This is a genomic window from Tibeticola sp., from assembly GCF_022759015.1.
GTDB lineage: Bacteria > Pseudomonadota > Gammaproteobacteria > Burkholderiales > Burkholderiaceae_C > Tibeticola > Tibeticola sediminis.
Genome location: NZ_JAEMQB010000067.1, coordinates 1 through 11218 on the forward strand (window position 1 = coordinate 1; position 11218 = coordinate 11218).

The window sequence follows — 11218 nt, forward strand, 5'->3', positions numbered from 1 at the left end:
AACCACGCCAGCACGAAGCGGGCGAGGTGGCGGGCATGGCGCAGGCGCGAAAGCATCGGCGGATTATCGCCATTTCCCGCCGAAGCGATTGATGCCGATCAATCCCGCATGTCCGCCCGGTGACGCCGCACCGCCGCACGCGATCGTCGCGCCAGATCACGGTCAGCCCCAGTGCCCCTCGTGGCCGGCGGTGGGCAGCTTGCCGTTGGGAGCGCGTATGCAGAGGTCGAGCACGCACCCGTCCGCACCGCGGCGGGTGATGATGAGCGTTTGATGGCGACTGTCGTCGGGCGGGGGCGCCATCATGGGGGTCTCCTTGGGTTCCGTGCAGAATCGGCTTTTCGTGCCGTCCTGGAGGCGCCAACCTTGACCGCCGTCAAGACGGCTCGGGCCGCAGGCGCGGATGATGCATACGAACCTGTGGACTCGCCTTTTTGGAGAACGATGAATGAACCCCGAAACCTTGCAAGCCCTGCGCGGCCAGTTGCTGCGGATGCGTGAAGACCTGCTCGAGCGTGTGCGCGCCCAGCGTGGCGGTACCAAGAGCCGCGTCGAAGCAGCCGCCGAGCACTTCGAGCCCGACTCCGTGGACGACTCGCCCGCTCAGCGCGAGACCGAACGCGAAACCGAATTCGCTCTCGAAGAACACGAGCTGGCCGAACTCAGCGCCATCGACGCCGCCCTGGCCCGCATGGATCGCGGCGAATACGGCACGTGCATCGACTGCGGGGTCGAAATTCCCGCCGCGCGCCTGCAGGCCGCTCCCGAAACCCCTCGCTGCGTCGCGTGCCAGGAAGCCTACGAACGCCGGCACGGCACCCGCGCATGATCGGTCTGGCGTCGCGGCGCCGAAGCGGGAGGCAGCCGTGAATGAGTACAACTTCGCCTCCGCGACGGTGTTGCTGCTGCTCATCACCGACCCGCTGGGCAACATCCCCATCTTCGCCAATGCGCTGAAGCGGGTGGAGCCTGCGCGGCGGGCGCGGGTGATCCTGCGCGAGGTGCTCATCGCCTTCGTGCTGCTGCTGGCCTTCATGTTCATGGGCGCGGGTTTCCTGCGCCTGATGAATTTGTCGGACCTGTCGCTGCAGATCGCGGGCGGGGTCGTGCTGTTTTTGATTGCCCTGCGCATGATCTTCCCGCCGCCTTTCGAGGAGCAGGTGTCCGACGCCCACGAACCGCTGATCGTGCCGCTGGCCGTGCCTGCGCTGGCCGGCCCCTCGGCGCTCGCGACCGTGTTGCTGCTCGTGAGTCAGGCGCCCGAACGCCGCCTCGAGTGGGTGGCGGCGCTCACCGTCACCATGCTCGTCTGCGCGGTGGTGCTGGTGCTGGCCGAGCGCATCCAGCGGCTCGTCGGCGAGCGCGTGGTCATGGCCTTCGAACGCCTCATGGGCCTGATCCTCGTGGCCATTTCGGTCGAGATGCTGTTGCGCGGCTTCAAGGCCGTGCTCCGCGCCGCTTGAAGGACCGCCGCCCCTTGCTCAGTCGGTCGCAACCTTGAGGCCGGCGGCGCGCCACTCGGGAAAGCCGCCGCGGAACCAGTGCACGCGGCTGTAGCCCGCCTTGAGCGCCGCCACGCTGGCCTTGTAGCTCTTCCAGCACTCCGGGCCGTTGCAGTTGAAGACGAGCGCGGCGCTCTTGTCTGCGGGCAGTTGGCTCAGGTCGAACTGGTCTTTGCTGGCGTCGAAATCGGCGTCTTTGGCGCTGTGCTCGACGTAGGGCACGAGCTTCGCGCCGGGCAGGTGGCCGGCCTTGAATTCTTCGGCGTTGCGCGTGTCGATCAAGTGAGCGCCGGCCGCGGCGAGCTTGGCGACGGCCGCCGCATCGACCACGGTCGCACCAGCAAGACTGCGCGGCGTGAAGTAGCCGAGGGTGGAGACATAGTCGAAGTCAGCCTTGGTCAGAGTGACCGGTTTGCCGCCTTCGGCCGCGCCGAGCGACCCGGAGAGCGCCGCGCGCAGCGCGTCCGCACCGGGCTTGGCACCGTCTTTGAGCGCCATGGCCAAGCCCGGCACCGGTTTGGACTCGAGCACGAGCTTCACCGGCTCGCCCGCGGCCACCCAACGGTCGAACACCGTGCGCTCCACAGCCACCACGTCACAGCGCTTGACCTGCAGACACAGCAGCAGCGCGTCCTGATAACGCGTGTCGTAAATCGCTGAAAAATGCCGCTTCAGCGTGGTGTTGGCGGCATTGACTTCGCCGCGCACCAGATAGGTCACGAGGCTGTCCTGCGCGGGCAGGCCGAGCTTCTTGCCTTGCGCCTGCGCGAGGCTGCCGACCGCGCTGTCCTTCGGTGCCACCAGCACCGCGCGCACCGGGCGATCCACGCCGACGACCGGCTGGTAGCCGTAGCGCACCGCACTCCCAATGACATGCGCCGGCCCCACCACCAAATCAGGAATGCGCGTGCGCACCGCGGAGAGATCGGCGGTCGCGTCCGTGGAGAGCTTCAAATCGGCCGAGAGCTTGTCCTTCCTCAGCGCCGACTCGAGCGCAGCCTTCCAGGCCTGATAGACCGAATAACGAGCCTGTTCCCCCTGGTCACCGGGGTTGATGAATCCGCGCAGATCCGCACCCTGGGCACCGGCCACCGCGCCAAACACCACCGAAACCGCGACCAGCGCGCGCCGGCGTGCGTGGTGACCGAGCGCATGAAAAGTATCGAATGGTTTCATGCGCATATTCTGATCGAAGATTTGGCGCCCGTCACCAACCACCGGCCAAGCCCACGGCCAGCGGTTTGCCGTCGCTCAGGCAACGCTGAATAGGTTCCCGTGATGGCGCGCGCGAGGGACTTGTTCAGCGTTGCCCTCAACGCTGCAGCGGCGCAATGCGCTGGTCGATGGCGCCGCAGAGGCTCAGCCCGTCGAGGCCCTTCATTTCGATGCGGATGGTGTCGCCGTACTTCATGTAGCCGGTGCTCGGCGCGCCGTCGAGGATGGTTTCGATGGCGCGCTTTTCCGCGATGCAACTGTAGCCCTTGGGCCACTGCGGCCGGCCGTCGATCTCGACCCCCTTGTTGCTGACCGTGCCACTGCCGACGATGGAGCCGGCGCGTACGTTGCGCGTCTTGCAGATGTGGGCGATCAACTGGCCGAAATGAAAGGTCATCTCCGGCCCGGCCTCGCACAGGCCGACCTTGCGCCCGTTCCAGGTCGATTGCAGCGTGAGGTTCACGCGGCCGCGGTCCCAGGCCGCTCCGAGTTCGTCGAGCGTGACGGCCACGGGGCTGAACGCGGTCGCCGGCTTGCTTTGGAAGAAGCCAAAACCCTTGGCCAGTTCGGCCGGGATGAGGTTGCGCAGGCTCACGTCGTTGGCGAGCATCAGCAGCCGGATGCCTTCGAGCGCCTGCTCGGGCGTGCTGCCCATGGGCACGTCGCCGGTAACCACGGCGATTTCGGCCTCGAAGTCGATACCGTAGTCTTCGCTGGGCACGACCACATCGTCGCAGGGGCCGAGCAGCTCGTCGCTCGCGCCCTGGTACATCAGCGGGTCTTCGTAAAAGCTCGCGGGCACCTCGGCTCCGCGTGCGCGCCGTACCAGCTCCACATGGTTGATGTAGGCCGAGCCGTCGGCCCACTGGTAGGCGCGCGGCAGCGGCGCCATGCACATCTTCGGGTCGAACGGAAACGCATGGCGCGCCTTGCCGCCGTTGAGCGCTTCGTACAAGTCCTGCAACTGCGGGCTCAGGAACCCCCAGTCGTCGAGCACCTGCTGCAGCCGCTCGGCGATGCCCGTCGCATAATGCGCCATGCTCAAGTCCCGCGAGACGACCACCAGTTGGCCGTCCCTCGAACCGTCCCGATACGTCGCCAGTTTCATCGACCTGCCTCCGGGTTGCACCGCGCCGAGGCTCGGTGTTCGCGTTACGAATAGGTAAATGACTTTACCCTAAAGAAATCTGCGAGGATTCTATTGCAGCGCCGTCGGTCCGCCCCCGTCCCTGAAGACGACCCCAGCAGCTCCGCCCTGGCCGCCGAAAACGCGGCCCGCGACCGTGCCGGCATCCAGTCGGTCGAGGTTGGCTTCGCTTTGCTCGAAGTCCTCGCCCGCGCCACGGCGCCCTTGATGCTGCGCGACCTCGCCAGCGCCGCGGACATGAGCGCGGCCAAGGCGCACCGGTATCTGGTCAGCTTCCAGCGCCTGGGCATGGTGACGCAGGACCCGGCCAACGCGCGCTACGCGCTCGGTCCGATGGCGCTGCGGCTGGGCCTGGCCGCCTTGCATCAGCTCGACCCCGTGCGGCTCGCGCGCGAGCGCGCCGCCGAACTCGCCGCCACGCTCGGACACACAGTGGCGCTCGCCGTCTGGGGCAACCACGGCCCGACCATCGTGCACTGGCAAGAATCGGCCCTCGCGCGTCCGGTCACGCTGCGCCTCGGCGACGTCATGCCCTTGCTGGGGTCGGCGACCGGGCAGTGTTTTGCCGCCTGGCTGCGCCCGAGGGCACGCGGCGCAGCAGCCCGCGCGCTCGACGCGATGATCGACGCCGAGTTGCGACGCATCCGTGCGCTGCCCCCCGACGCCCGCGGCGAACTGCCGCTGACCCACGCCGAGGTGCACGCCTTGTTGCAGCGGGTGCGCGAGCAGGGCATGGCGCGGGTCGTCGGCACCTTGCTGCCCGGCGTGGCGGGCTTCTGCGCCCCGGTCTTCGATGCAGACGGGCGGCTGGCGCTGGGCATGGTCGCACTCGGGCCGGTTCCCGCTTTCGACGCGCAATGGGGCGGTGCCGTGGAACGCGCGCTGCGGGCCCAAGCCCAGGCACTGAGCGCCGAGCTCGGTTGGCCGGGCGCAGCAAGCGACGCGGCCCGCCCATGAGCGCCGGCGTCCCCATGCCACTGGCGCCCCGCGCAGCAAGCGATGCGGCGGACCGCGCCCGCCCACCGACCTGGGCCATCGTGTTCGTGGTCGTGGCGCATCTCGCGCTGCTCATGGGCTTCGGGGCGCGCCCCCCCAGTCCCGCGCCTTCGACCGCCGCGCCGGTCGCGCTCGAAACCCGCCTGCTGCCAGCGACGACACCGACGGCTGGGCCGGCCGCGCCCCCGCCGAAGGCTGCAGCTCCTGCCCGGTCGCCTGCCCCCCGCCCCGCCCCACAGGCCGAGCCTGCGGACGCAGCGGCGCCCGAGCCTGCGGCGGCGGACACCCCCGATGCCGGGCCGACGCCCCCCCCGATCGAGGCCGTCGCCGCGTCCGAGGCTGCGCCCCCGGTTGCCGTGCCCGCCGCCAGCGCGGCCTCGGAGGTGGTGGCGGCAGCGTCGCCGCGTGACGAGCCTTCGACGAACCTGAGCGCGGCGCGCCCGCCGGCCGACCCGCTCGATACGGTGCGCCAGGGGCCGATGCTGGCGGGCGCGGTCGCACGCGGCGGCGCGCCGGGCCCGTGGCCCTTCAAGCTCGTGCCACCGCTACGCGCGCGTTACACGGTGGAGGCGCGGGTCCGCGGCCTGCCATTTCATGCGCGGGCCGAGATTCTTTGGCAGCACGACGGGCGACGCTACCGCGCGCGGCAGGAAATCGGCGCGCTGTTCCTCGGCGCGCGCGTGCAGACGAGCGAAGGCCTGCTGCAAGCCGAGGGGCTCGCCCCGGAACGCTATGCCGACCGCACCAAGAGCGAGGTCGCCGCACACTTCGACCGCGCCCAGGGTCGCGTCGTCTTCAGCGCCAATACGCCCGATGCGCCGCTCTACCCGCTGGCCCAGGACCGGCTGAGTCTGTTCCTCCAGCTCGCGGGTTGGTGGAACGCAGCGCCGGAGCGCTTTGAACCGGGCACCGAACTCACGCTCGAGGTCGTTGGGCCGCGCAGCGCCGAGCCCTGGCGCTTCGTCTTTGGCGCCGATGAGCATCTCGACACGCCTCTGGGCGCGCTCAGCGCGCGGCGGGTGCTGCGCGAAGGTTCGGGGCGTTACGACCTCAAGGCCGAACTTTGGCTCGGCCCGCCGCCCGTGCACGGCCTGCCGATCCGCATCCGGCTCACGCAAGCCAACGGCGACTTCGTCGACCTGCTCATCCAGGAAATCGACACCGCACCCGAGCCGCAGTAAGGCCGCGGTCGACCGATGGCGCCCGCCGGGCGCGCAGTGCACCCCTCCGTCGACCCGATCGGGCGACGGATTTCCTGCCGAAGCGGCGCGGTTTCAACGGAAAGTTAGTGCACACTCCATTTCTGCAAACATACCCCTGCCGGCCTTGAACCCGGGGGCTTTGGTGCAATATGGGGCACCAGGAGCGCCCGAGGTGCCCGACTTGAAGGAGAATGCGCGTATGAACCTGCTTTACGACTCTGACAGCTTTGCGGTGATGCATCTGCTGGCCAATGCCGAGGCGGCCGATGCTGCCCAGCCCGGCGAGCCGGTGCTGGCGCGCCACGGCTTCGAAATCGTCGACAAGCGGCACGGCAAGGAGATTTACCTCGACGGCTCCTGGGCCGAGCTGTTCCAGCAGCAAATTTCCGCCTGGCAGGCCAGCACGCCCACCCAGGAAGAGGTCGAAGACACGCTCGAACGCTACGCTGCACTGGCCCAGCAACCGGTCGTCGTGCACTGAACGCCGATCATGCGCGCGAGCGGCCCGCGTAGCCTCCGCCACGCCGTCCTTTGGACGGCGTTCGCGTCTCTAGCGCTGCTCGCGGGGTGCGGCAACCCGGCGCCATCGCGCCCTGGCCCGGAAGCAGCCGTGCGACGCTTCGACGTTTCGTGGGCCGACGACCCGGCGAATCGGGTCGCGCGGGTGCGTCCGGCATTGCGGTCTCTGGAGCCGTTCGATCTGCTGCTCGTGGGGGAGCGGCACGATGCGCCGGAGCACCAGGCGCTCGAAGCCACGATCGTGCAGGTACTGGCGCAGGAGCAGCGGCTTGCCGCGCTGGCGCTGGAGATGGCCGAGCGCGGCCGCAGCACGGCAGGCCTGCCTCGCGACGCCGACGACGATGCCCTGCGGCTGGCCCTGGCCTGGAACGACGCAGGCTGGCCCTGGCCGCTCTATGCCCCGGCGATCCGCGCGGCGGTGCGCGCCGGCGTGCCGGTCGTGGGCGCGAATCTGCCCGATGCGTCGATCGGGATCACTTCAAAAAACAGAGCGCTCGACGAGCATTTGACGCCGGCAAACCGGCAAAAACAGATCCAAAAGATCCGCGAGGGGCATTGCGACCTGCTGCCCGAGCGGGCTTGGCTTCCGATGCTGCGGGTGCAGACCGCCCGCGATGCGGCCATGGCGCAAACCCTGCGCGCAGCGGCGGCCCCGGGTCGCGTCGTGGTGCTGCTGGCCGGGTCCGCGCATGTGGACCGGCGGCTTGGTGTGCCGGGGCATCTGGATGGCGCGGAGCGCGTGCGCTCGATCGCGCTCTATGCACCGTCGGTGCCGGGCGACGTGCCGCCCGAGCTCGACGTCGATGCGGTGTGGATCACCCCGCCGCGTGCCGAAGCCGACCCCTGCGCCGCGCTGCGCGAGCGCTGGGGGCAGCAAGGCCATCAGTCGTAAATCTCGGCCTCGGGGTCGGTGGCCTCGAGCTCGTAGCTCGCCGCGAGCATGGCCAGGCGGCCGATGACGCCGTACATGTAGAAGCGGTTGGGCGCGCTGGCGCCGGGCTTGATGCCGGGCTGCGGCAAATGGGTGCTCTGCTCGAACGCCAGTGGCACGAAGCTCGCGCCTGGGGCGTTGAGGTTTTCGTCGACGCCGCGCTCGGCATGCACGCGGTAGAAGCCGCCGACGACGTAACGGTCCATCATGTAGACCACCGGTTCGGCCACGGCTTCGTTCACCCGCTCATGGGTGATGACACCTTCTTGGATGATGACGTCGCTCACCGACTGGCCGTCCTTGATGACGCTCATTTTGTTGCGCGTCTTGCGGTTGAGCGCCTCGAGCTCCTTGACGTCGCGCACCATCATGATGCCCATGCCGTAGGTGCCGTTGTCGGCCTTCACCACTGCAAACGGCTTTTCATGGATGCCGTACTCCTTGTATTTGCGGCGGATGCGGGTGAGCAGCGCATCGACGTTGCTGCGCAGGCATTCCATGCCCGTGCCCTCGGAAAAATCCACCTCGCCGCACTGGCTGAACATCGGATTGATGAGCCAAGGGTCGATGCCGATGAGTTTGCCAAAGCGCTTGGCCACCTCCTCGTAGCAGCGGAAGTGGTTGCTCTTGCGGCGCACATGCCAGCCCGCGTGCAGCGGTGGCAGCAGGTATTGTTCGTGCAGGTCTTCCAGGATGCCCGGCACACCCGCCGACAGATCGTTGTTGAGCAGGATGGTGCAGGGTTCGAAATCCTTGAGCCCGAGCCGCCGCGGCGTGCGGATGACCGGCTCGAGCGTGAGCGATTCGCCCGTGGGCAGCTCGATGACCGTGGTCTCCTTGATGTCGGGGTTGATCGAGCCGATGCGCACATTCAGCCCCGCCATGTAGAAGATGCGCCGCAGCTGCGCCACGTTGCTCAGGTAGAACAAGTTGCGCGTGTGGTTCTCGGGAATGATGAGCAGGTTCTTCGCCTCGGGGCAGATCTTCTCGATCGCCGCCTGCGCGGCCTGCACCGCCAGCGGCAGCATTTCGGCCGTGAGGTTGTTCCAGCCGCCGGGGAACAGGTTGGTGTCCACCGGCGCGAGCTTGAAGCCGGCATTACGCACATCCACCGAGCTGTAAAACGGCGGCGTGTGCTCCATCCACTCCAGCCGGAACCAGCGCTCGATCGCGGGCATGGAGTCGAGGATGCGTTGCTCGAGTTCGTTGATCGGCCCGGTCAGGGCGGTGACGAGATGGGGAACCATGGGCGGCCTTGAAAGCGTGTGCGGGTGTGGCGGAGATTGTAGGCACGCACAGTGACGGTGGATGGAGCGCGCCAAGTGCGCGCGCCCTCAGGCGACGACCGCTGCCGCCCGGGACCATCGCAGCCGGCCCGGTCCCGGGCCTGCATGCCACGTGAGGCTCATGTGCGCACCTCGCCTTGGCCGAGCACCACGTACTTGAGGGAGGTCAGGCCCTCGACGCCGACCGGACCGCGGGCGTGGAATTTGTCGGTGCTGATGCCGATTTCGGCGCCGAGGCCGTACTCGAAGCCGTCGGCAAAGCGCGTGCTGGTGTTGACCATGACGCTGGCCGAATCGACTTCGCGCAAGAAGGTCTGTGCGTGCATGTGGTCGCGCGTGAGGATGGCGTCGGTGTGGTGACTGCCGTAGCGGTTGATGTGCGCGATCGCCTCTTCGAGGCCCTCGACGACTTTGATGCTCACGATGGGCGCGAGGTACTCGGTGGCCCAGTCGGCCTCAATGGCGTCGGCGAGCCGCGCCCCCGGCACCGTGGCGAGCAGCGTGCGTGCCTCGGGGCAGCAGCGCATCTCGACGCCCTTGGCCGCCCAGCGCGCGCCGAGCTGCGGCAGGAAGTCGGCCGCCACCCCGCGCGCGACGAGCACGCTTTCGGTCGCGTTGCAGGGGCTGTATTTCTGCGTCTTGGCGTTGTCCACGACCTCGAGCGCCATCGCCAGGTCGCAAGGGTCGTCGACGTAGCTGTGGCAATTGCCGTCGAGGTGCTTGATGACGGGCACCTTGGCCGACGCTGCGATGCGCTCGATGAGGCCCTTGCCGCCGCGCGGAATGATGACGTCCACGTACTGCGGCGCGGTGATGAGCGCGTCGACGGCGGCGCGGTCGGTGGTGGGCACGAGTTGCACGGCCAAGGCGGGCAAGCCGGCATCGGCGAGCGACTGCTGCACGAGCCGCGCGAGCGCCGTGTTCGAGGTGATGGCCTCGGAGCCCCCGCGCAGGATGCAGGCGTTCGCGCTCTTGATGGAGAGGCTCGCGGCCTCGATGGTCACGTTCGGGCGGCTCTCGTAAATCATGCCGAAGACGCCTATGGGCACGCGCATCTGGCCGACGCGGATGCCACTGGGCTGCTGCTTGAGGCCGATGACCTCGCCGATCACGTCGGGCATGGCCGCGAGCTGCTCGCAGCCGAGCGCACAGGTTTCGATGGCCGAGTCGCTGAGCTTGAGCCGGTCGAGCAGGGGGCCGGAGAGGCCCGCGGCCGCCGCGCGCTCGAGGTCTTGCGCGTTCGCGGCCTGCAAGGGTGCCCGGTGCTCGCGAAGCAGCGCGGCGAGACGCCGCAGCGCCACGTTGCGCGCAGCGGTGCTGCTCTTGGCGATGAGGGACGAAGCCGCCCGGGCCTGCTGGCCGAGCGTGTGCATGAGTTCGGTGATCGATACGGCAGAGGTCGAAGCGTTCATGCCCTGTATTGTCCGGCGAAACCCGAAGCCACGCGCCGCGCAGCCCGGCCGCGGGCGCGCGCCATCCCGGGAACGGATGCAGCCTTGCCCTCAGCCTCAGCGGCGGCGCGGCGCCATGCACAGCCGCGCCAGGCGCAGCGCCAGGCGTTGCAGCGCCTGCCAGGGGTCGCTCGGCCAGTCGGGGGCGCCGAGGCCCTTGACGATGCCGTCGACGGTGTGGGCGTCGAGCAGCAGTTGCGTGAGTACTGCGGGCTTGAGCTGCGGCAGCACACGCTCGAACAGCCGCTCGCGCGCGCCCCAGATGCGCTGTTCGCGCAGTGCCACCGGCAAGGGGCGACCGGCTTCGAGCGCGTCTTTCACGCGCTTCAAGGCGCGGATGTCTTCGGCCAGCGTGTAGTGCACGAGCACGGCCGCCTCGCCCTCGGCACGCAAGCCCTCGAGCATGCGCTGCACGCGCGCGAGCTGGCCGCCCAGCACCGCCTCGGACAGCTTGAACACGTCGTAGCGCGCGACGTTGAGCACGGCGGCCTCGACCTGCTCGAAGCTCAGCACCACCGGCGCCTCGGCCGAAGCCGGATACAGCAGCGCGAGTTTTTCGACCTCCTGATGCGCGGCCAGCAGGTTGCCTTCGACGCGGTCGGCAAAGAACTGCAACGTGCGCTGGCCGGCTTCTCCGGGTTCGACCCGCAGGCCCCGCGCGGCCAGGCGCTGAGCGATCCACTCGGGCAAAGCCGCGCGCTCGACCGGGTCGATCGGCACGCTGACGCCGTGCTGCTCGAGCGCGGCGAACCAGGCGCTCGAGCGCGTGGCTTTGTCCAGGCGCGGCAGCACGACGAGGGTGAGCGTGTCGCTGCTCTGGGCGCTGTTGCGCGCGAGCTGCTGCAGCGCCTCGCCGCCGTCCTTGCCGGGCTTGCCGGAGGGGATGTGCAGCTCGACGATGCGGCGCTCGGCAAACAGGCTCAGCGCGTTGCCGGCGGCGAGCACGCTGCTCCAGTCGAAATGCGCGCC

At 68.9% G+C, this 11218-nt stretch carries 12 protein-coding genes; 6 read left to right on the forward strand and 6 right to left on the reverse strand.

Annotated elements, in window-relative coordinates; all coding sequences use genetic code 11:
- Positions 1-162 precede the first annotated feature (162 nt).
- A complete protein-coding gene (locus tag JHC36_RS03980; RefSeq protein WP_287916150.1) occupies positions 163-306 on the reverse strand; it encodes a hypothetical protein in 144 nt (47 codons plus the stop codon).
- 142 nt (positions 307-448) lie between these two features.
- Here JHC36_RS03980 and JHC36_RS03985 point away from each other — a divergent pair, with 142 nt between their 5' ends.
- A complete protein-coding gene (locus JHC36_RS03985) occupies positions 449-829 on the forward strand; it encodes a TraR/DksA family transcriptional regulator (RefSeq protein WP_124222972.1) in 381 nt (126 codons plus the stop codon).
- A 37-nt stretch (positions 830-866) separates the two neighbouring features.
- Complete coding sequence (locus tag JHC36_RS03990) at positions 867-1463, forward strand: MarC family protein (protein WP_287916155.1); 597 nt, start codon at positions 867-869, stop codon at positions 1461-1463.
- Positions 1464-1481: 18 nt separating this feature from the next.
- Here the strand turns inward: JHC36_RS03990 and JHC36_RS03995 are convergent, their stop codons facing one another.
- Positions 1482-2678, reverse strand: a complete 1197-nt coding sequence (locus JHC36_RS03995; protein ID WP_287916158.1) for a rhodanese-like domain-containing protein — start codon at positions 2676-2678, stop codon at positions 1482-1484.
- A 136-nt stretch (positions 2679-2814) separates the two neighbouring features.
- Complete coding sequence (locus JHC36_RS04000; RefSeq protein ID WP_287916160.1) at positions 2815-3825, reverse strand: fumarylacetoacetate hydrolase family protein; 1011 nt, start codon at positions 3823-3825, stop codon at positions 2815-2817.
- Between the two features lie 147 nt (positions 3826-3972).
- Here JHC36_RS04000 and JHC36_RS04005 point away from each other — a divergent pair, with 147 nt between their 5' ends.
- From JHC36_RS04005 to JHC36_RS04020, 4 genes are all read left to right on the forward strand, one after another.
- Positions 3973-4821, forward strand: coding sequence for an IclR family transcriptional regulator (locus tag JHC36_RS04005; protein ID WP_287916177.1), 849 nt, complete (start codon positions 3973-3975; stop codon positions 4819-4821).
- 14 nt (positions 4822-4835) lie between these two features.
- Positions 4836-6041, forward strand: a complete 1206-nt coding sequence (locus JHC36_RS04010) for a DUF3108 domain-containing protein (protein ID WP_287916163.1) — start codon at positions 4836-4838, stop codon at positions 6039-6041.
- A 220-nt stretch (positions 6042-6261) separates the two neighbouring features.
- Positions 6262-6543, forward strand: a complete 282-nt coding sequence (locus tag JHC36_RS04015) for a BTH_I0359 family protein (protein WP_124222984.1) — start codon at positions 6262-6264, stop codon at positions 6541-6543.
- Between the two features lie 129 nt (positions 6544-6672).
- On the forward strand, positions 6673-7473 hold the full coding sequence (locus JHC36_RS04020) for a ChaN family lipoprotein (RefSeq protein WP_287916166.1): 801 nt from the start codon (positions 6673-6675) through the stop codon (positions 7471-7473).
- Here the strand turns inward: JHC36_RS04020 and gshA are convergent.
- The 3 genes from gshA to holA all read right to left on the reverse strand — a co-directional run.
- On the reverse strand, positions 7464-8759 hold the full coding sequence (gene gshA, locus JHC36_RS04025) for a glutamate--cysteine ligase (RefSeq protein ID WP_287916168.1): 1296 nt from the start codon (positions 8757-8759) through the stop codon (positions 7464-7466). The two genes, JHC36_RS04020 and gshA, sit on opposite strands and share 10 nt — an antisense overlap.
- 158 nt (positions 8760-8917) lie before the next feature.
- The gene (locus tag JHC36_RS04030) at positions 8918-10210 is read right to left on the reverse strand and encodes a glutamate-5-semialdehyde dehydrogenase (RefSeq protein ID WP_287916171.1); all 1293 of its coding nucleotides are present in this window, start codon (positions 10208-10210) and stop codon (positions 8918-8920) included.
- Between the two features lie 96 nt (positions 10211-10306).
- The coding region (holA, locus tag JHC36_RS04035; RefSeq protein ID WP_287916174.1) for a DNA polymerase III subunit delta at positions 10307-11218 on the reverse strand (912 nt) is incomplete at its 5' end.

Excerpts from the sequence above, each read along its gene's own strand:
- JHC36_RS03980 (WP_287916150.1), bottom strand. The coding sequence starts at position 306 with ATGATGGCGCCCCCGCCCGACGACAGTCGCCATCAAACGCTCATCATC.
- JHC36_RS03985 (WP_124222972.1), top strand. The coding sequence starts at position 449 with ATGAACCCCGAAACCTTGCAAGCCCTGCGCGGCCAGTTGCTGCGGATG.
- JHC36_RS03995 (WP_287916158.1), bottom strand. The coding sequence starts at position 2,678 with ATGAAACCATTCGATACTTTTCATGCGCTCGGTCACCACGCACGCCGG.
- JHC36_RS04000 (WP_287916160.1), bottom strand. The coding sequence starts at position 3,825 with ATGAAACTGGCGACGTATCGGGACGGTTCGAGGGACGGCCAACTGGTG.
- JHC36_RS04010 (WP_287916163.1), top strand. The coding sequence starts at position 4,836 with ATGCCACTGGCGCCCCGCGCAGCAAGCGATGCGGCGGACCGCGCCCGC.
- JHC36_RS04015 (WP_124222984.1), top strand. The coding sequence starts at position 6,262 with ATGAACCTGCTTTACGACTCTGACAGCTTTGCGGTGATGCATCTGCTG.
- gshA (WP_287916168.1), bottom strand. The coding sequence starts at position 8,759 with ATGGTTCCCCATCTCGTCACCGCCCTGACCGGGCCGATCAACGAACTC.
- JHC36_RS04030 (WP_287916171.1), bottom strand. The coding sequence starts at position 10,210 with ATGAACGCTTCGACCTCTGCCGTATCGATCACCGAACTCATGCACACG.